This window comes from Micromonospora cynarisoli (genome assembly GCF_030518815.1).
Classification (GTDB): domain Bacteria; phylum Actinomycetota; class Actinomycetes; order Mycobacteriales; family Micromonosporaceae; genus Micromonospora; species Micromonospora wenchangensis.
In genome coordinates this window covers 4,496,317-4,514,472 of the sequence record NZ_CP130426.1, presented here as the reverse complement: position 1 = coordinate 4,514,472, position 18,156 = coordinate 4,496,317, and the positions used below count along the sequence as shown (strand labels likewise).

Annotated in this window: 19 protein-coding genes; 4 read left to right on the top strand and 15 right to left on the bottom strand. The window is 74.2% G+C overall.

The genetic code is table 11. The annotated features are described in order from the left end of the window. Positions 1–3: 3 nt before the first annotated feature. Positions 4–1,485, bottom strand: a complete 1,482-nt coding sequence (gene crtI / locus Q2K16_RS19345; RefSeq protein ID WP_302739035.1) for a phytoene desaturase family protein — start codon at positions 1,483–1,485, stop codon at positions 4–6. A gap of 28 nt (positions 1,486–1,513) precedes the next feature. After that, complete coding sequence (locus tag Q2K16_RS19340; RefSeq protein ID WP_302739033.1) at positions 1,514–2,668, bottom strand: polyprenyl synthetase family protein; 1,155 nt, start codon at positions 2,666–2,668, stop codon at positions 1,514–1,516. 64 nt (positions 2,669–2,732) lie between these two features. Here Q2K16_RS19340 and Q2K16_RS19335 point away from each other — a divergent pair, with 64 nt between their 5' ends. From Q2K16_RS19335 to Q2K16_RS19325, 3 genes are all read left to right on the top strand, one after another. Continuing rightward, on the top strand, positions 2,733–3,644 hold the full coding sequence (locus tag Q2K16_RS19335) for a phytoene/squalene synthase family protein (protein ID WP_302739031.1): 912 nt from the start codon (positions 2,733–2,735) through the stop codon (positions 3,642–3,644). Then, entirely contained in the window at positions 3,641–4,963 is a 1,323-nt protein-coding gene (locus Q2K16_RS19330) for a cryptochrome/photolyase family protein (protein ID WP_302739029.1), read from the top strand. The genes Q2K16_RS19335 and Q2K16_RS19330 overlap by 4 nt, the downstream gene beginning before the upstream one ends. A 136-nt stretch (positions 4,964–5,099) precedes the next feature. After that, entirely contained in the window at positions 5,100–6,584 is a 1,485-nt protein-coding gene (locus Q2K16_RS19325) for a dihydrolipoyl dehydrogenase family protein (protein WP_302739028.1), read from the top strand. Positions 6,585–6,638: 54 nt separating this feature from the next. On the opposite strand, the gene Q2K16_RS19320 is transcribed toward Q2K16_RS19325, so the two are convergent. After that, complete coding sequence (locus Q2K16_RS19320; protein ID WP_302739027.1) at positions 6,639–7,394, bottom strand: crotonase/enoyl-CoA hydratase family protein; 756 nt, start codon at positions 7,392–7,394, stop codon at positions 6,639–6,641. 189 nt (positions 7,395–7,583) lie between these two features. Between Q2K16_RS19320 and Q2K16_RS19315 the strand changes: the two genes are divergently transcribed. After that, entirely contained in the window at positions 7,584–8,423 is an 840-nt protein-coding gene (locus tag Q2K16_RS19315; protein WP_302739025.1) for a Rieske (2Fe-2S) protein, read from the top strand. A 170-nt stretch (positions 8,424–8,593) separates the two neighbouring features. Here Q2K16_RS19315 and Q2K16_RS19310 read toward each other — a convergent pair whose 3' ends face one another. The 12 genes from Q2K16_RS19310 to Q2K16_RS19255 form a co-directional block, all read right to left on the bottom strand. Further along, entirely contained in the window at positions 8,594–9,877 is a 1,284-nt protein-coding gene (locus Q2K16_RS19310) for a LysM peptidoglycan-binding domain-containing protein (RefSeq protein WP_302739024.1), read from the bottom strand. Between the two features lie 76 nt (positions 9,878–9,953). Next, complete coding sequence (locus Q2K16_RS19305; protein WP_145922502.1) at positions 9,954–10,328, bottom strand: hypothetical protein; 375 nt, start codon at positions 10,326–10,328, stop codon at positions 9,954–9,956. Positions 10,329–10,381: 53 nt separating this feature from the next. Further along, the gene (locus Q2K16_RS19300) at positions 10,382–10,852 is read right to left on the bottom strand and encodes a TadE/TadG family type IV pilus assembly protein (RefSeq protein ID WP_302746539.1); all 471 of its coding nucleotides are present in this window, start codon (positions 10,850–10,852) and stop codon (positions 10,382–10,384) included. Positions 10,853–11,004: 152 nt separating this feature from the next. Next, positions 11,005–11,550, bottom strand: a complete 546-nt coding sequence (locus Q2K16_RS19295) for a TadE family protein (RefSeq protein ID WP_489671786.1) — start codon at positions 11,548–11,550, stop codon at positions 11,005–11,007. Next, positions 11,523–11,714, bottom strand: a complete 192-nt coding sequence (locus Q2K16_RS19290; protein ID WP_302739023.1) for a hypothetical protein — start codon at positions 11,712–11,714, stop codon at positions 11,523–11,525. The genes Q2K16_RS19295 and Q2K16_RS19290 overlap by 28 nt, the downstream gene beginning before the upstream one ends. 29 nt (positions 11,715–11,743) lie before the next feature. After that, a complete protein-coding gene (locus tag Q2K16_RS19285) occupies positions 11,744–12,607 on the bottom strand; it encodes a type II secretion system F family protein (protein WP_302739022.1) in 864 nt (287 codons plus the stop codon). After that, on the bottom strand, positions 12,604–13,503 hold the full coding sequence (locus Q2K16_RS19280) for a type II secretion system F family protein (RefSeq protein WP_302739021.1): 900 nt from the start codon (positions 13,501–13,503) through the stop codon (positions 12,604–12,606). The genes Q2K16_RS19285 and Q2K16_RS19280 overlap by 4 nt, the downstream gene beginning before the upstream one ends. After that, positions 13,500–15,053: a TadA family conjugal transfer-associated ATPase gene (locus tag Q2K16_RS19275; protein ID WP_302739020.1), complete on the bottom strand. Its 1,554-nt coding sequence runs from the start codon at positions 15,051–15,053 to the stop codon at positions 13,500–13,502. Before Q2K16_RS19275 ends, Q2K16_RS19280 begins: the two co-directional genes overlap by 4 nt. Next, a complete protein-coding gene (locus Q2K16_RS19270; RefSeq protein ID WP_302739018.1) occupies positions 15,043–15,846 on the bottom strand; it encodes a CpaE/TadZ family protein in 804 nt (267 codons plus the stop codon). The genes Q2K16_RS19275 and Q2K16_RS19270 overlap by 11 nt, the downstream gene beginning before the upstream one ends. 2 nt (positions 15,847–15,848) lie before the next feature. Next, a complete protein-coding gene (locus Q2K16_RS19265; RefSeq protein ID WP_302739017.1) occupies positions 15,849–16,499 on the bottom strand; it encodes an SAF domain-containing protein in 651 nt (216 codons plus the stop codon). A gap of 55 nt (positions 16,500–16,554) precedes the next feature. Beyond that, positions 16,555–17,526 carry a hypothetical protein gene (locus Q2K16_RS19260; RefSeq protein WP_489671785.1) on the bottom strand — a complete coding sequence of 324 codons (972 nt, stop codon included), beginning with the start codon at positions 17,524–17,526 and terminating at the stop codon, positions 16,555–16,557. 17 nt (positions 17,527–17,543) lie between these two features. Beyond that, on the bottom strand, positions 17,544–18,104 hold the full coding sequence (locus Q2K16_RS19255; protein WP_302739015.1) for a hypothetical protein: 561 nt from the start codon (positions 18,102–18,104) through the stop codon (positions 17,544–17,546). Positions 18,105–18,156 lie beyond the last annotated feature (52 nt).

The window sequence follows — 18,156 nt, the reverse complement described above, 5'->3', positions numbered from 1 at the left end:
CGGTCACCTACCCGCGCCGGTGATGCGGTTGGCGGCGAGCTTGCCGGAGATCAGCACCATCGGCACGCCCACGCCGGGCTGGGTGCCGGAGCCGGTGAAGACGACGTTGGGCAGGCTGCGGTGCAGGTTGGACGGGCGGAACGGCCCGGTCTGGAAGAGGCTGTGCGCGGCGGCGAACGGCGTACCGGCGGCCATTCCCTGCTCCTCCCACTCGGCGGGGGTGATCGTACGCAACACCTCGATGCCGGCGCCGAACCCGACGTACCCGCGTTCCTCCAGCGTGGTGACGAGCTGGTCGGCGTAGCGCCGGCTCAGGTCACCCCGCCAGTCGAACGGGGCCCGGTCGAGGTTGGGCACCGGGGCCAGCACGTAGTAGGTGTGCCGGCCGACCGGAGCGACCGACGGGTCGGTCCGGCTCGGGTTGGTGACCAGCAGCGACGGGTCGGTCATCAGCTCGCCGCGCCCGATCACCTCGTCGAAGGTGCCCTTCCAGGACCGTCCGAAATGGATGTTGTGATGAGCGATCTTCCCATACCCCTGCGTCGATCCGACGTGCAGGACGACGCAGGACGGCGAGTAGGTCAGCTTCCGTCGCCGGCCCTCGGGCAGCAGGTCGCGGTAGGCGACCGGGAGGTCCGGGTTGAGCACCACCACGTCGGCCGGGACCAACTCGCCGTCGGCGGTGACCACGCCGGTGGCCCGGCCGTTGGCGGTCTCCACCCGGCTGACCGTGGTGTCGTACCGGATCTGGACGCCGTGCTTCTCGGCCGCGCCGGCCATCCCCCGGGAGACGGCGTGGATGCCGCCGCGCGGGAAGTAGACCCCGGCCACCGAGTCGAGGTACGCGATGACGCTGTAGATGGCCAGCGCGTCGTGCGGGGCGAGCCCGGCGTACATCGCCTGGAAGGAGAAGATCCGCTGGGTGCGGGGGTCGGAGAAGAACTGGTTGATCTTGGTCTGGAGGCGGCGGAACGCCCCGTTGGTCAGCAGCTTCAGCAGGTTGCCGGTGAGCAGGTCGGTCGGGGCGTCCAGGTTGCGGTCGATGAAATCGGCCCGCTCCCAGTTCCACAGGTTGCGGGCGTAGTCGACGAACCGCAGGTAGCCGTCGGCCTCGCGGGGGCCGCAGACCCGGGAGATCTCGGCCGCCATCCGGGTGGTGTCGGTGATCACGTCCAGGGTGGAGCCGTCCGGGTAGTAGGCCCGGTAGGCGGGGTCCAGCGGGGTCAGGTCGAGCCAGTCGTGCAGCTCCTCACCGACCGCGCCGAGCGCCTCGGCGATCAGGTCGGGCATGGTGAGCACGGTGGGGCCGGTGTCGAACTCGTACCCGTCGACGCCGAGCCGCCCGGCCCGGCCGCCCGGCACCGGTTCGCGTTCCAGCACGGTCACCTGCCGGCCGCTGCCGGCCAGGTGCAGCGCGCACGCCAGCCCGCCCAGGCCCGCGCCCACGACCACCACCCGGTCCGTACGTCCCGTCACGGTCCGCACGCGACCACCTCCTTCACGAAGTTGCCCATCATGCCCGCCGCGTGGTGGCGGCGGTGGCGAGACCGGTCAGCGCGGTGCGCGCCGTCTCGTCGATCGACGCGGTCTCCAGCGCGGCGAGCGCGTCGGCGACCCGGTCGGAGATCATGCCTTCCACCCGGGCGACCGCCCCGGTGGAGGCGACGAGGTCGGCCAGCCGGGCCAGCTCCCGACCGCCGGTGGCGCTGCCGGCCCGCTCCAGCGCCCGCCGTTGGCTGCCGGTGGCGAGCTGCCGGGCGAGCATCAGCAGCGCGGTCGGCTTGCCGGTACGCAGGTCGTCGCCGGCCGGCTTGCCGGTGGTGGCCGGGTCGCCGTAGACGCCGAGCAGGTCGTCGCGGAGCTGGAACGCCTCGCCGACCGCCAGCCCGTACCGGGTGTACGCGGCGATCAGCGGCGCGTCGGCGTCGGTGCCGGCCAGGCAGGCACCGAAGAGCAGGGGACGCTGCACGGTGTAGCTGGCCGTCTTGTAGCGGGCCACCCGCAGCGCCCGGTCGACCGACCAGTTCGCCGCGTCGTTCTCGCCGAGCACGTCGAGGTACTGCCCGGCGATGGTCTCGACGCGCATCTGGTCGTAGCAGCGCCGCACCTCCATGAGCCGGGACGGCGGCACGGTGGCGTGGGCGAGCAGCCGGTCGGCCCAGACCAGGCAGAGGTCGCCGATGAGGACAGCGACCGACTCACCGAACCGGTGCGGGTCGCCGGTGTGGCCGGCGGTGACGTGCCGCTCGGCGGCGGCGCGGTGCGCGGTGGGCAGGCCGCGTCGGGTGTCGGAGGCGTCCATCACGTCGTCGTGCACCAGGGCGAAGGTGTGCAGCAGTTCCAGGGCGGCGAGCGCGGGCAGCACGGTGGGCAGCGGCTCGTCGCCGCCCACCACCCCCCGCCAGCCCCAGTGGGCGAAGGTCGGGCGCACCCGCTTGCCGCCGGCCAGCACGCAGTCGCGTGCCGTCGCGGCGAAACCGCCCATCGCTGCGTCGATCTCGGTCAGCGCGTCGACCTCGCGGGCGAGGAACGCCGACAGGGTGTCGTCGACGCCGTTGACCAGGTCACGGGCGTAAGCGGCCAGTACGCCGCGGACCGGATCGTCCGTCGCTCCCGGCTGTGCCGGCGCGACGCGGAGCGCATTACCCGCAACTGCGTCGTTGGCCATGTGGGCGAGCGTACCCTAGGGTTACGAGTTGCGTCGATTGCTGCGTCGAATCCGAGGAGGCCCGGTGGACACCGATCTCACCGCTGCCTATGCCCGCTCCCAGGAGCTGCACAGACACCACGGCCGCACCTACTATCTCGCCACCCGGCTGCTGCCCGCTTGGAAACGGCGGCACGTGCACGCCCTGTACGGATTCACCCGCTACGCCGACGAGATCGTCGACCGCACCGAGGACCTGTCGCCCGCCGAACGCGCCGCCCTCCTGGACGCCTGGGGTTCCCGCTTCGTCGCCGGCCTGCACGGCGAACCGGTCGACGACCCGCTGCTGCCGGCGGTGCTGCACACCATCGCCGTGTTCGACCTGGACCGCGCCGACTTCGCGTCGTTCCTGCGGAGCATGGCGATGGACCTGACCGTCACGGCGTACCCGACCTACGACGACCTGCTCGACTACATGGAGGGGTCGGCGGCGGTCATCGGCACCATGATGCTGCCCATCCTGGGCAGCTCCGACCCGGCCGCCGCCCGGGAACCGGCCCGGCAGCTCGGGTTCGCCTTCCAGCTCACCAACTTCATCCGGGACGTCGCCGAGGACCTCGACCGGGGCCGCACCTACCTGCCCGACGAGGACCTCGCCAAGTTCAACGTCACCCGCGAGGAGCTGCTCGCCGCGCGGGCCGCCGGCCGCAGCACCGACCACATCCGCGACCTCGTCGAGTACGAGGTGACCCGCGCCCAGGCCCACTACGCCGCCGCCGCGCCCGGCATCACCCTGCTCGCCCCCGCCTCCCAGGCGTGCATGCGCACCGCCTACGCCCTCTACGGCGGCATCCTCGACGAGGTCGCCGCCCAGGACTACGACGTGTTCGCCAGGCGGGCCGTGGTGCCCCGGCGGCGACGGCTCGCGGTGGCGGCGAAGGCGCTGCTCACCCGTACCGGCACCCCGGTCGTGGTGCCCGGCCCGGCGGTGTCGTGAGCGGCCGTACGGCGGTCGTGCTGTTCACCCGTGACCTGCGGGTGCACGACCACCCGGCACTGGCGACGGCCTGCGCCGCGTTCGACCGGGTGGTGCCGCTGTACGTCCTCGACCCGGCGCTGGCCGGCCACTCTTTCAACCGCAACCGTTTCCTGCACCAGTGCCTCGCCGAACTGCGGGACACCCTGCGCACGCTCGGCGGTGACCTGGTGATCCGCCGGGGCGACCCGGTGGCCGAGACGATCCGGCTCGCCCGCGAGGTCGACGCCGAGGGGATCGGCCTCTCCGCCGACGTCAGCCGCTACGCCCACCGCCGGGAACGGCTGCTGCGCGCCGAGTGCGACAGGCACCGGATGTTCCTGCGGCTGTTCCCCGGCGTGACGGTCGTCGAACCGGGGGAACTGCGGCCCGGCGGCGGCGACCACTACCGGGTGTTCACCCCGTACCACCGGGTCTGGTCGGGGGCGCGGTGGCGGGAGGAGCTGGCCGCGCCCCGGCGGGTCACGCTGCCCGACGGGATCGCCGTCGGTCGGCTGCCGGCGGCCCCGAAGGGCGAGTCGCCGGACGCCGCGGTCGGCGGCGAGTCCGTCGGGCGACGCCGGCTCACCAGGTGGTTACCGACCCTCCCCCGGTACGACGACATCCACGACGACCTGGCCGCCGACGAGACCTCCCGGCTCAGCCCGTACCTGCGGTTCGGCTGCCTGTCCCCGCTGACGGTGGCGAACCGGGCCGACGACCGGGGGCACCCGTTCGTCAGGCAGCTCTGCTGGCGGGACTTCTACCACCAGGTCACCGCCGCCTTCCCGGAGATCGCGGCGAAGGCGTACCGGCGCGGGGCCACCGAGGACTGGCGGTACGACGCGGCGGCGCTGGACGCCTGGGCCGACGGCCGCACCGGCATGCCGATCGTGGACGCCGGGATGCGTCAACTGCACGCCGAGGGCTGGATGCACAACCGGGCCCGGCTGATCACCGCCGGCTACCTGACCAAGGTGCTCGGCCTCGACTGGCGGCCCGGCCTCGCGGTCTTCTCCCGCTGGCTGCTCGACGGCGACGTGCCCGACAACTCCGGCAACTGGCAGTGGGTGGCCGGCACCGGCAACGACAGCCGCCCCTACCGGGGGCTCAACCCCGTCCGCCAGGCCGAACGCTACGACCCCGACGGCGGGTACGTGCGCCGCTGGGTGCCCGAGCTGGCGACGGTCGCCGGCGGGGCCGTGCACCAACCGTGGCGGCTGCCCACCGGGGTACGCCGCACCCTCGACTACCCGCCGCCGCTGGAGGTGCCCGGCGCCGACCCGGTCTGGCTCCGCTGACCCGGTCCGTTGCGCTGGCCCGCTCTGCTGGGCTGGCCTGCTTCGGGTGTGCGGGCCCGGGTCGCCCCGCGCACCGGGGCGGGAATTCCGGGGTGGAGCGGTGGCCGGGGCCCGGACCGTGCGGAATGCTGACGGGATGGCAGAGCCGGAACTGGTGGACGTGGTCGTGGTCGGGCTCGGCGTGGGCGGCGAGGAGGTGGCCGGGCGACTCGCCGAGGCCGGCCTGAGCGTCGTCGGCGTCGAACGGGACCTGGTCGGCGGGGAGTGCCCGTACTGGGGCTGTATCCCGAGCAAGATGATGATCCGGGCGGCGAACGCCCTGGCCGAGGCGCGTCGGGTCGACGGGCTGGCCGGGTCGGCGCAGGTCCGGCCGGACTGGGCGGCGGTGGCGAAACGCATCCGGGAGGAGGCCACCGACACCTGGAACGACCAGGCTGCCGTGGACCGGTTCACCGGCAAGGGCGGCCGGTTCCTGCGCGGCAGCGGCCGGCTGGACGGCCCCGGCCGGGTCCGGGTCGGCGACCAGGTGTTCCAGGCCCGGCACGGCATCGTCCTCGGAACCGGCACCCGCCCGTCGATCGCGCCGATCGACGGGTTGGCCGACACCCCGTACTGGACGAACCACCAGGCGATCGAGGTGGCGGAGCTGCCGGCGAGCCTGCTGGTCCTCGGCGGTGGGGCGATCGGGGTCGAGCTGGCGCAGGTCTTCGCCCGGTTCGGGGTCCGGGTGACCGTGCTGGAGGCGTCCGGGCGGGTGCTCGCCCTGGAGGAACCGGAGTCCTCCGAGGTGGCCGCCGCCGCGCTGCGCGCCGACGGGGTGGAGATCGCCACCGACGTCAGGGCCGAGCGGATCGACCACGACGGCGACACGTTCACGGTGCACGCCGGTGACCGGTCGTTCGCCGCCGACCAGCTCCTGGTGGTCACCGGCCGCCGGGCCCACCTGGACGAGCTGGGGCTGGACACCGTCGGGATCGACGCCGGGCAGCGCTACCTGCCGGTGGACGACCGGATGCACGTCACCGACGGGATCTGGGCGGTCGGCGACGTCACCGGCGAGGGCGCGTTCACCCACATCGCCATGTACCAGGCGTCGATCGTGGTCGCCGACGTGCTCGACCGGGCCCGCCGGGCCGAGGGTGGCCCCGACGCCAGCGGCACCGCGAGCGTGGTCGGTGGCGCGATGGGCGCGGCCAGCGCGGTCGGGGGGTCGATGGGCGCGGCCGGCCCCAGCGGTGCCGCCGGCACCGTGCCCCGCGCCGACTACCGGGCGCTGCCCCGGGTCACCTTCACCGACCCCGAGGTGGGCGCGGTCGGGCTCACCGAACGGCAGGCCCGCGAGCGGGGCATCAACGTGCAGGTCGGGTTCACCGAGCTGTCGTCGTCCACCCGGGGCTGGATCCACAAGAGCGAACCGGGCGGCTTCATCAAGGTGATCGCCGACGCCGACCAGGGGGTGCTGATCGGGGCGACCTCGGTCGGCCCGGCCGGCGGTGAGGTGCTCTCGGCGCTGGTGGTGGCGGTGCACGCGGCCGTACCGGTCAGCCAGCTCAGGCACATGATCTACGCGTATCCGACGTTCCACCGGGCCATCCAGAGCGCCCTGGACGACCTGGGCTGAGCCACCGCGCCGCCCGGTTCCGGCCGGGCGGCGCGTGCCGCCTGTCGGGTCGGTTCACTCGCCGTGGCGGCCGGCACCGGCGGCGAACCGGGCCGCGCCGGCCGGCGCGTCGGCCGCGAGCGACTCCATCCCGTAGGCGAGTTCGGTGGCGAGCGCCTCCGGCTCGGGGCGGTCGGCCCCGGCCAGCACCGACGCCCGGTCGTTGCGCAGACAGGTCTGCGGATGGCTGGCGATCTCGGCGGCCAGCCGCTCGGCCGCCGCCCGTGCCTCACCCGGCGCGACCACCCGGTTCACCAGCCCCATCGCGTACGCCTCGTCGGCGGGCACCGGACGGCCGGTGAGGATCAGGTCCATCGCCCGGCTCTGGCCGATCAGCCGGGGCAGCCGTACGGTGCCACCGTCGATCAGCGGCACCCCCCAGCGTCGGCAGAACACCCCGAGCACCGCGTCCGACTCGGCGACCCGCAGATCGCACCAGAGCGCCAGCTCCAGGCCACCGGCCACCGCGTACCCGGAGATCGCCGCGATGACCGGCTTGGACAGTGACATCCGGGTCGGACCCATCGGGCCGTCGCCGTCGGGCTCGACCCGGTTGCCGCTCGGCGTGCCGATGGCCTTGAGGTCGGCGCCCGAGCAGAACGTGCCGCCCGCGCCCCAGAGCACCGCGACCCGGGCGTCCGGGTCGGCCTCGAACGCGCGGAACGCGTCGGCGAGCGCCCGCGCGGTCGGGCCGTCGACGGCGTTGCGGGACGCCGCCCGGTCGAGGATCACCGTGGTCACCGCCCCGTCCCGAACGACATGCACCGCCATCCCCCCAGCATCCCGCATACGCCGCGCTCGTGGGGCGTGGCGCTGGTGGGGCGATGGTGCGGTGTCCGGGTGGCGTCGATACCACTACCTGGCCGCCGTTGAGTCGATCAGGACGGGGAACCCCGATTGATGCCGGTCGCCCGGTTTGCGACCCGGTCAGCCGGGAAGTCGGACAGGGTGCGAGCGTTGATGACGAAACTCGAACAGGCCACCGCGCTGGACCGCACCGGCGACCGGTTGCAGCGTGCCGTCCAGGCGACCCTGCGCCCGCAGCGGGTACGCGACCTGCTGCACGGCGTCTTCCTGGGCCATCCGCTGCACCCGGCGATGGTGCAGGTGCCGGTGGGTGCCTGGATCAGCGCCGCAGTGGTCGACCTGCTCCCCGGCCAGCGTCGGGCGGCCACCACGCTGGTCGCGCTGGGCACCGTGAGCGCGGTTCCGGCAGCCGTGGCCGGGCTCAACGACTGGGCCGAACTCTCCCGGGACCAGCGTCGGGTCGGACTCGTCCACGCCGCCGCCAACACCGTCGGCCTGACCCTGTACGCCGGCTCCCTCGCGGCCCGGTTGACAGGCCGGCACGGCGTCGGGCGGGCCCTGGCCTACCTGGGGCTGGGCGCGGCGAGCGCCGGAGCGTACCTCGGTGGGCACCTGGCGTACAAGCAGGGGGCGCAGGTCAGCCAGAGCGTCTCCGAACTGCACCGGATGGGCGACGGGTGGCGGCCGGTGGCCGACCTGGCCGGGCTGCCGCAGCGCAAGCTGGTGACCCGCGCGGTGGACGACGTCTCGGTGATCCTCTACCGGCACGGCGACGAGGTCACCGTCATGTTGGAGCGCTGCCCGCACCAGAGCGGCCCGCTGGGCGAGGGTGAGGTGCAGGAGATCGACGGGCACGCCTGCGTGGTCTGCCCCTGGCACGGCTCGGCGTTCCGGCTCAACGGCGGCGAGGTCGTCCACGGCCCGTCCGCCACCGACCAGCAGATCCTCCCCACCCGCGTGGTCGACGGCACCCTCCAGACCCGCCTCCCCTGACCCGCACCCCACCTCGTCGTCGCCCACCCCACCCCACCCCACCCCACCGCACCCACCCGCGGCGTTGATCAAGAGGTTTGCGTCAAAGTTGATCTCCAACTTGACGCAAACCTCTTGATCGCCGGGGCGAGCTAGCCGGGTCGGCCCGGGGTGGGGCGAAGGGAATCGGGTCAGTCGCGGCGGTGGCGGCCGGTCACCAGGTCCCGGGCGGCGGAGGCGCGGCTGCCCATCGAGCGGCCCGGGGTGCGGCCGGTGGTGCGGTTGGTGGACATCCGGGCGGCGGCGATCCGGGCGGCCGAGGTGCGGCCGGCGGTCACCCGGACGGGGCGGCGACGCAGGCCGAGCACCGCACCGATCTGCGCGCCGACGATGCTCGCCACGGCCAGTACCGCCGACACGGCCAGCGGCCTGTTGATCGTGTCGTCCGGGGTGGCCCGGGACGCCCCGGCGGCCATCGCCGGTGGCACCCCGACCGGTCGTTCAGCGGGCGGTTGGGCGGTCTGCGGGGTGGCCGTCTGCGGGGTGGCCGGCCCGATCTTCCCCGGCTTCGGGGTGGCCGGACCGGTCGGCTTCGAGGCGGCGGGCCCCGTCGGCTTGCCCGGAGTGGCAGGTGCGCCGGGGACACCCTGGTGCTGCGGGTCGGCCTGGCCGTCGGGGGTGGTGGCGGGCGGGTGCGGGGACGGCTTGCGGGGCGTACCCGAGACGAGACGGCCGCTGGCGTGCCGCCGGGCACCGGTGTCGTCGGCCTCGGCGGGGAGCCTGATGAGCTGTCCCGGCCTGATCCGGTCGGCGTCACGCAGGTCGTTGAGCCGGGCCACCTCGGGGTAGCGGTCGAAGTCGTCCAGGTAGCGTTCGGCCACCTCGCCCAGGTAGTCGCCCCGGGCCACCCGGTAGACCGGCTTCGCGCCCGGTTTCTCGGCACCGGGACCGAGACCGGTACCGGGGACGGCACCCCCGATGCCGGCGCTGGGGGCGGCACCCAGGCCGGTACGGGAGGTGTCCAGCGTCGTCGCCACCCCGGTGCCGGCGGCGGCCGGCATCGGCTGGGTCAGGGTCACCGCCGCGCTCGCCGCCGGACTCGCCGCGATGATCAGCGCGACCGAGCCCAGCAGGGCCGCCGCCGCCCGCTGCTGCCGGCGCATACCGGGTAGCCGGGGTGTCTGCCTGCGGGTCACCTGGGCACCGATCTCCACCAGCACCGAGAACGCGAACGTCGCCCAGCCGAACCAGCCGACCAGCGCGAGCGCCCGGATGAAGAGCTGACCGTCGTCCCGGCTGGTCAGTACGGTGCCGATCTCGGTGAGGGTGGGCAGGTGGTCGGGCAGCGGGTTGCCGGCGAAGGCGAGCAGCGCCACCGGTGCGCCGACCAGCAACGCCACCAGGACCACCAGCGACCCGAAGCCGGTGAGCAACTGGCCGGTTCGTCGGGCGGTGGAACCACGCGGTGTGGTCATGCTGCCCTCCTTCCTACGGTCTGCCGGTGCGGGGGCACCGGGTGCGTGGGCCGACGGGTCCGCCGGGCCAGCGGGTTCATGGTCGGTCGGTGAGGGTGCGGGCGGTCGCCTCGCCGGCCACGGTGACGGTTCGGTCCATGCCGATGAGGCCGAGCAGGTGCCGGCGGTAGACGACGGTGACGCGTACCCTGATCTGCTTCTCGCCGGCGACCACCGGGAAGCTGACCTGCTGCCCGGTCACGTCGGAGTTGCCCCGCAGGTACTGCGCGACCGCCGCGCGGGCGCCCGGCTCGTCGATCACCTTGGGCCGGCCCTCGATCGCGGCGGCCCGGTCGATCACCTGGCCGCCGCTGCGGGCCGCCTCGGCGGCCAGGTCGTCGGCGCGTTGCAGGGTACGCAGCTGACCCGCGCCGTCGTAGGCAACGCCGATCACCGCCAGCACGCCGATCATGGCGACGGCCAGGAACAGACTGATCCGGCCCTCGTCACCGGTCGGACGGGCGGTCACTGCCGGCTCCGGTAGCGGTCCAGTGGCGAGCCGAACGTGGCCTCGACCCGCCTGTCGCCCATCGGCAGGCCGGGGAAGCGCATCCCGGCGAAGGAGACCGTGCAGCTGACCCGGACCCAGATGCTCACCGGTTCGCCGAGTTCACTGCGGAACGCCGTGCCCAGCGACGTGTGGTCGGCGTTGCGGGTGGAACCCCAGACCGTGACCTGGGGTGCGCTCGTGCAGTTGAGGCCCCGCCAGTCGAGCTGCCGGCGCGCGGCCGACCGGGCGGCGCTCTCCGCCGTGCCGGCGTCGCGGGCGATCGAGGCGGCCCGCGCGGCGTCGTGGGCCGCCGCCTCCACCGCCTCGTCGGCGACCGCGACCCGACCGGCCACCCCGGCCAGCATCAGCAGCGCGAGGAACGCCGGGGCCAGCACCGCCACCTCCACCGACACCGATCCCCGGGTACGCCCCGCAGCACGGTCCACCGGCACATCGCCCGGGGTGCGCCCGGCGGCGTGCACGACCGTCTCGGCGGGGCAGCCGGACCGCGGGGCGTGGGCCACGGCCCGCTCCCCCCGGGCGGGCCGGGTCAGCAGGTCACGCCAGGTTCGCTCGGTGCGCGGGGGCGGGTGGCCGGTCACGGGTTCGTCCACCGTTCGACGGTGCCGTGGGCGGTCTGCCGGACGTCGAACCGGACGGCCGGGATGACGCTCAGGGATTTGCCGGTGACCGTGCAGGTCACCTCGGTCGCGGTGGTGACGCAGGTGGTCTTCGCGCCGACCAGCCAGTCCCCGGCGGCACCCAGGAAGTGCCTGGCGCGGGCCTCACCCGCCCCGGCCGGCGCCTCCAGAACCCGCTGCGCGTTCACCCCGCTCTGGGCGGCGTGCATCGCCGTCGACCGGGCCACGAACCAGGCGGCGATCTGGATGGAGCCGAAGAGCAGCACCAGCACCGCCGGCATCACCACGGCAAGTTCCACGGGGTTGGCCCCCCGGTCCGTACCCCCGTCGGTGAGCCGGCGACGGGCGGCCCGGCCGGCGGCACGGAGCCCGGCCGGCACGGCACGCCCGGCGTCGGGTACGCGCCGGGGTGCGTGCCGGGACCGGGCGGTGGGGGCCGTCCGGTCCCGGCACGGGTGGGCCGGGAGGATGCCTGTCACTTGGTCGGGATGCCGTTCATCCATGCCTCGGCCTTGGTCGTCACCAGCGCGGTGACGGCGATCCCGGCGGCGACCAGGCCGGCGATGATCACAGCGGTCGGTACGGGGCTGTCGCCCCGCTCCGCCTCGCGGCGTAGCTCGGCCAGGCGGGCCACGGTGGCCACGTAGAGGAAGGTGACGAGGTGCATGGCAGTACTCCTTGGGGAGGTGGGTTCGTTCAGAGGCGGGCGACGAACGGATAGAGGACGAACGCCAGCAGCACGAAGACCAGCAGCGAGCCGGGAATGTCCAGCCGGCTGGTGACGCCCTCGGCGCGGGCCAGGTTGTCGGTGCGGATCTGGTCCCGGAGCGACTCGGCGCGGCTGCGTAGCGTCTCGTGTACCTGGGCGCCCTCGCTGCCGGAGGACCGCATGATCGCCCCGACGTCACCCAGCTCCGGGATGCCGATCTTCTCGGCCAGGTCCTGAAGCTCGTCCCAGGGCGAGTGCATCTGCATCTGGGCGATCCGCAGCGACTCCCTGATGCGGGCGAAGACCCAGCCGTCGCAGACCGCCGCCGCGCGTTCCAGCGACTGCACCGGGCCGTGCGCCGCCGACAACTGCAACGCCACCAGGTCCAGGTAGGTGCAGACCGCCGCGCGGAACTCCTCCCGGGCGGTGTCCGCCTTGGTCAGCACCGTGCGGTGCGCGAGCAGCGCGCAGACCAGCGCCAACCCCAGACTGCCCAGCACCGGTACGACCACCGGCATGCTCACCCCGGCCAGGAAGAGCAGCGCCCCCGCCACCGTCGGGGTGGCCAACCCGACCAGGGCGGAGAGCAGGATCGACATGGTGTACTGCTCGGGGGTCTGGTCGAGCAGGGCGAGCTGGCGGTGCGGCGGGCGCAGCCAGCGGGCGAAGCCCCCCAACCAGTCCGGCCCGCGTCCGGCGGCCACGGCGGTGCCCGGGGGCTGGTGCAGCCGGCGCAGCGCCGGGCCGAGCGCCGGGGAAGCCGGCAACGCCTCCCGGACCAGCAGGAACAGGCCGAGCCCGATGGCCGCCCCGCCGAGCACCGCGATGGTGAGCTGCCAGCTGAGCGTCACGCGACCACCTCCGCCGGGTCGGGCCTCGGCAGGAACCGGGGCGGTGGCGGGGGCTGGCTCATCGCGCGTACCCAGGCCAGCAGGGCGATGAACGCCGTGGCGAGCACCGCCATCAGCAGCTGACCGAAGAACGTCCCGTACGGCCTGACGTACTCGGTGTTGACCAGCCCGTACGCCAGCACGGCCAGGGTCATCCCGGTGAGGAAGCGGACCGCGAACCGGGGCTGGGTGCGCTTGGCCTCCACCTCGCGTCGGGTGGCCACCTCGGCGGAGGCGGCCGACGCGATGGAGCCGAGCACGTCGCCGAGGCGCTCGCCCCGGTCGGTCAGGTGCAGGATCAGCGCGGCGACCACCTGGTCGCAGACCGGGTCACCGATCTCGTCGGCGAACGCCAGCAGGGCGGACCGGGCCGTCCAGCCGGCCTGGAGGCGGGCGGCGAGCAGCCGTACCTCCTCCTGGATCTCCTCCGGGACGGTGGCGATGGTGGTGACGATCGCCTGCTGGAGGCCCTGCCCGGTGTTGGAGACGTCCTTGAGCCGGCGGGTCCACTCGCCGACCGCCTCGATCCGGGTGATCGCCCGCTCCTCGGCCCGGCCCACCGCGAACAGCCAGGGCACCCCCGGCACCGCCACCGCCACGATCAGCCCCACCACCGGCAGCCCGGTCAGCAGGAACGCCAGCGCCCCCGCCACCGCCGCCGCGGCCAACGTCATCTGGTGCGCCCGCTGGTCCCGCCGGTTGGTGCCGGAGCCCAGCCAGAGCCGGCGCAGCCCGGTGGTCGAACTCCGCGCCGGACGGGTCGGTCTGGTGGTGCCGAACAGTGCCACCACGGCCAGCACCATCCCGCCGACGCAGGCCGTGCCGGAGACCACCGCGAGCAGTTCGATGGTGCTCATCGGCGCACCGCCGGGGCGAGACGGCTGTGCCGGGGACGACGCCACGCGCCCGCGCCGGCCTCGATGAAGCGGGACAGCAGCCGGGCGTCGTAGCCGACCCGCAGCAGTTGACCACGGACCCGTTCCGGCAGGTGGCGGGGGATGGCCCGACCGTCGGGGCCGGGCCCGAAGACGGTGGTGGTGGTGATCCGGTTGGCGTCGCCGACCCCGATCACCTCCTCCACGTGGGAGACGAACCGGTGCTTGCGTCCGCCGATCGCGGTCTCGTCCTCGACGGTGACGTAGACGATCAGGTCGAGGGCGTTGCCGGCCATCCGGCGGGCCTGGTCGACGGTCATCTCCCGGCCGTGCGCCAGGGCCAGCTCGATGATCCGCTCGCTCACCCCGGCCGGGGTACGGGCGTGGATGGTGCACATCGACCCACGGCTGGTGGTCATCGCCTGGAGCATCGGCACGATCTCCCGGGACCGGACCTCACCGACGATGATCCGCAGCACGCCCATCCGCAGCGACACCGGGATCAGGTCGGCGATGCTCACCTCACCGGCGGGCCGACCGTCCAGGCCGCGTTCCCCGTGCCCCTCCCGGGCCTCGAAGCTCATCACCGCCCGGTGCTTGTCGCCGCGCCGGGCCGGCAGCAGCTCCCGGCTCTCCTCCAGCAGCACGTACGGCTCGTCGGGCGGGATCTCGTCCATCAACGCCCGGATGACCGTGGTTTTGCCGGCCCCGGCCAGCCCGGCGACCATGATGTTCAACCCGGCCCGCATGGACGCCCGGAGGAAGTCGCGCAGCAGCGGGTCGATCATCTCGTCCAGGTCGGGGCGGCTGCCGGCCAGGTCGTCGAGGCTGACGTCGAGCGTGTTGTGCTTACGGATCACCGCGTAGGGGCGGTGGCTGACCAGGAACACCGCCGCCAACCGACTGCCGTCGGGTAGTTGCAGGTCCAGCGTCGGCTTCGAGGTGGACAGCGACCGCTCGGTGGCCCCGGCCCGCCGGGCCGCCGCCTGGAGGATCTCCACCAGCTCGTCGTCGCTGTCGGCGATCGGCTCACCCCAGTCGACGCCACCACCGTGCCGGGTGATGCGCACCTGGTCGCAGCCGAGGATGTGCACCTCCTCGATGGTGTCGTCGACCAGCAGGGTCTGTAGCCGGCCCAACCCGACCAGCTCGGCGGTCACCTGGTCGAGCAGGGTCCGTTCCTCGTCGGCGCTGAGCGGGGTGCCGGCCCGGCGTACCGCGTCGGCGTAGCCGGAGACCACGGCGACGGCGAGCCGGGCCCGCTCGACCTCCTCGGCGTCGGCGTCGAACTCCCGGCCGCGCTGCCACTGGGTGAGCCGTTCGCTCAGCTCCCGGCGCAGCTCGCGGACCACGGCGAAGTCCACCTTCGGCCGGGGCGGCGCGGTCGGCGCGGGCGGCGGCGGGGCGGTGGCCGGCGGCGACGACGGGGCGGGGGCGTAGGGCCTGCCGTTCACCGGGGCCAGCGGCGGCATCGTGGAGGTGACCCCCGGCGGCGGGGTGCGCGGGTCGTGGGAGACCGGTTCAAACCGCATCCGGCACCCCCTGCGCCGGGGCCGGCCAGGCCAACCGGGCCCGCCGCTGCTCCAGCAGCTCCCGCACCGGGGCCTCCAACGCGGTCGCCGCGCGCATCAGCGGCCGTCCGGCGCGGACCGTGCCGCCGAAGCTGAGCGCCTGCGCGGTACGCGGGTCCTCCGGCAACCGGGCGATCACCGGCACCCCCAGGGCCTTGCCGATCTCGGCCTTGCCGTGCCCGTCGCCGACCACCACCAGCCGCAGCGTGCCCGGGGGCACCCGGTGGTCGGTGAAGTCCCGTTCGATGGCCCGGATCATCGACCGGGTGCCGGAGAGGCCGGGAAGCTGCGCCCGGGTCACCAGCAGCACCACGTCGGCGGCGCGCAGCAGCGGCCAGGGCGGCCCGAAGACCTGGAGGCGTCCACAGTCGACTATCACGTCGTAGCCGGGGCGGCCCTTCTCCAGGGTGCGGAAGAAGTCGGCGAACCGCTGCCACAGCGGGGCGACGCTGCCGACCTGCGCCGGGTCCACCACGCCGGGCAGCAGCAGCCGCTCCCGCCTCGGCGCGTCCAGGTCGACCAGTTGCGACCAGAAGGTCGACTCCAGGCTGCCGTCGCGCAGCTCACGCACGGCCAGTTCGCCGATGCCGCGCGGCCCGTCGAGCTGGCCGCCCAGGTAGCCGGCGAGCACCGAGCCGCCGGCCGGGTCGCACTCGGCGAGCACCAGCCGCCGGTGCCAGCTCAGGGTGCAGGCCAGCGCCGCGGTGGTGACGCCGGGCGACCCCTTCGCCGAGACCAGCGCGATGATGGCCATGGTCAGGCCGCCTCGGTCAGCACGAGGGCGATCCGCTCCTGGGCGGCCAGCACCACCACCGCCGGGACGTCCCGGACCGCGAGCGCCAGGTAGATCACCACGTCGTCGTTCTCCGGGGTGAGGGTGTCGATCACCGTGGCGGTGAACCGGGTCGACGACGGCGTGTTGTCGGAGTCCTCGTCGGGGGTGCTGACCAGCAGCACCTTGTCACCGGGATGCAGCTTGCGGGCCGGTACCCTGCTCGGCTCCAGGCCCAGCGCGATCTGCTGCTGCCCCTGGCCGAGCAGCGGGGCGTCGGTGAGCTGCGCCATGGTGAGCAGCGACCCGGGGACCAGCGACACGGCGGCCCGCTTGCCGACCACCTCGTCGCGCTTCTTCGCCGGCACCGGGGACAGCCCGGCACCCCCGGACACCTGCACGCTGACCAGGTCGTCGGCGGTCAGGACGCGGCCCACCTCGACCGGGCGGGCGATGGCCAGGTAGCTGCCGGTGGCCCGCACCGAGGTGACCGCGAAGGCCGCGCCGAGGCCACCCAACGCGATCAGCAGCACGGCGAGCCCGAGCAGGCCGGGCCGGGTACGGCGCTGCCGGACCACCTTGGGCGGGGCGATCGGCGCATCCACCGGAACTCCATCGCGGGTGGCCAGACTCACTGGGCGATCTCCGTTCGCGACTGCGGGGCTCGCAAGACCTGCTCACTTCCGACGCTCATCGGGTCACCACCTGGAGTTCCTTGATCTGGATGTCGACGACGCCGCTGGTCCGGGTCTGCGCGATGTCGCCGCTGCGGCCACCGCCGACCCAGTGCACGTTCCAGAACGTGGTGGCGCTGACCCGGTAGTTGCCCACCCTGGGGTAGCCGTCGTAGCCGCAGGTAGGCGACTTCTTGCCGGCGTTCGGGCCGGTCGCCTTGTACGGCGTGCCGGGGCCGTGGCAGGTGATCTTCCTGCCGTTACCCAGGTCCCACACGATCCGCTGGACCTGCGCGGTGATCCGTACGGTCAGGCCCCTGTCGCTCGCCGACGCGCGGAGCGGGCCGAAGTAGTTCCGGCCGCTGCTGGCCCACATCCAGACCGGCAGGCCGACCAGGCCGGGGCCGAGGCTGCGCCGGGGGGCGACCGACGCCCGGGGCGGCAGCAGGCTGATCGAGGCGAGCGCCCGGCGGGCCAGTTCCTCCGGGTCGGGCGGGGTGCCGAACCCGGGCGGCGGCCCGTCGAGCAGCACCGTCGACTGCGCGCCCAGGTCACCGCCGTTGCAGGTCCGGACGTACCACACCTTGCCCTCGGGGGCTTCCTCCTGCGGCTCGGCGACCTTGTAGTAGCAGCCGCTGGCGTTGTCGAACCAGCCGAGTTGCGGGTTGTAGCAGGGCAGCGGCTTGCCGTTCCACTGGCACTTCGGGGCGGCACCGGGGCTGTTCGGGCTGCCCGGCCCGGTCCCGCCGCCCGGGTCACCGGGGGTGCCCGGGTCGTCGTCCCAGATGCTGCAGTCGTTCTGGCCCGGTGGGCACTGCACCCCCGGGCCGGCCGCCTGCACCGGGGCCGGTGGCGCGGCCACGGCCACCAGCACGGCCAGCAGCAGGCCGGCGAGCACCCGGCGGGGCAGGCCGCCGACGGGTCGGAGCAGACGGCGGGCCGCGGGCTCGGGACCGGCCTGGGGGAGGGTGGCGGAATGGGTCGGCACGGGCGTTCCTTCCCGGGTCAACATGGCTGGTCCTCGTGGGCGGCACCGGAGTTGATCAGCCAGCGGCCGTCCGGGTAGCGGGTCGCGGTGGCGGTCGCCAGGTGCCGGGTGCCGGCCGAGCCGGGCACCACCCGTTTGTCCTTGCGGTAGACCAGCCGGTAGCCGGTGGCGTCCAGGCAGTCCTGGATCTCCACGGTCGCCGGGCGGCCGTCGAGGCTGACGGAGGTGACGGAGGGCTCCGACTTCAACGTCCCGGTGCGGATGGCGCCGTGCCGGCGGGCGTCGTCGATCGCCACCCGGACCCGGGTGAGCAGCGGGTCGCCCAGGAACCGGGTCAGCTTCGGATAGAAGGGGTCGCTGTCCCGGCTCGCCTCCCGGGAGGCCTCCAGATATCCGGCGTACGCGGCCAGCGCGGCCCGTTCGGCCGCCTGCTCCGCCTCGGTGGGTGGGCGGTCGTCGCTGGCCGGTCGGGGGGCGGGGGCGGAGGTCGGCTCCGGCGGGTCGGCGCAGCCGGCGAGGGCGGCCACCACGGCGACGACGAGGCAGCTGGTCCAGTGGCGGAATCGCCCTGTACGCATTGCCCTGCCCTCCTCGGTGGCGCCCGGTGGCGACGGTCGTGGCGGCCTCCGG

What these genes read in the sequence shown, in the direction of transcription:
- Q2K16_RS19340 (WP_302739033.1), bottom strand. Translation starts at nt 2,668, where the DNA reads ATGGCCAACGACGCAGTTGCGGGTAATGCGCTCCGCGTCGCGCCGGCA.
- Q2K16_RS19325 (WP_302739028.1), top strand. Translation starts at nt 5,100, where the DNA reads ATGGCAGAGCCGGAACTGGTGGACGTGGTCGTGGTCGGGCTCGGCGTG.
- Q2K16_RS19320 (WP_302739027.1), bottom strand. Translation starts at nt 7,394, where the DNA reads ATGGCGGTGCATGTCGTTCGGGACGGGGCGGTGACCACGGTGATCCTC.
- Q2K16_RS19315 (WP_302739025.1), top strand. Translation starts at nt 7,584, where the DNA reads ATGACGAAACTCGAACAGGCCACCGCGCTGGACCGCACCGGCGACCGG.
- Q2K16_RS19310 (WP_302739024.1), bottom strand. Translation starts at nt 9,877, where the DNA reads ATGACCACACCGCGTGGTTCCACCGCCCGACGAACCGGCCAGTTGCTC.
- Q2K16_RS19305 (WP_145922502.1), bottom strand. Translation starts at nt 10,328, where the DNA reads ATGATCGGCGTGCTGGCGGTGATCGGCGTTGCCTACGACGGCGCGGGT.
- Q2K16_RS19295 (WP_489671786.1), bottom strand. Translation starts at nt 11,550, where the DNA reads ATGGATGAACGGCATCCCGACCAAGTGACAGGCATCCTCCCGGCCCAC.
- Q2K16_RS19290 (WP_302739023.1), bottom strand. Translation starts at nt 11,714, where the DNA reads ATGCACCTCGTCACCTTCCTCTACGTGGCCACCGTGGCCCGCCTGGCC.
- Q2K16_RS19280 (WP_302739021.1), bottom strand. Translation starts at nt 13,503, where the DNA reads ATGAGCACCATCGAACTGCTCGCGGTGGTCTCCGGCACGGCCTGCGTC.
- Q2K16_RS19275 (WP_302739020.1), bottom strand. Translation starts at nt 15,053, where the DNA reads ATGCGGTTTGAACCGGTCTCCCACGACCCGCGCACCCCGCCGCCGGGG.
- Q2K16_RS19270 (WP_302739018.1), bottom strand. Translation starts at nt 15,846, where the DNA reads ATGGCCATCATCGCGCTGGTCTCGGCGAAGGGGTCGCCCGGCGTCACC.
- Q2K16_RS19255 (WP_302739015.1), bottom strand. Translation starts at nt 18,104, where the DNA reads ATGCGTACAGGGCGATTCCGCCACTGGACCAGCTGCCTCGTCGTCGCC.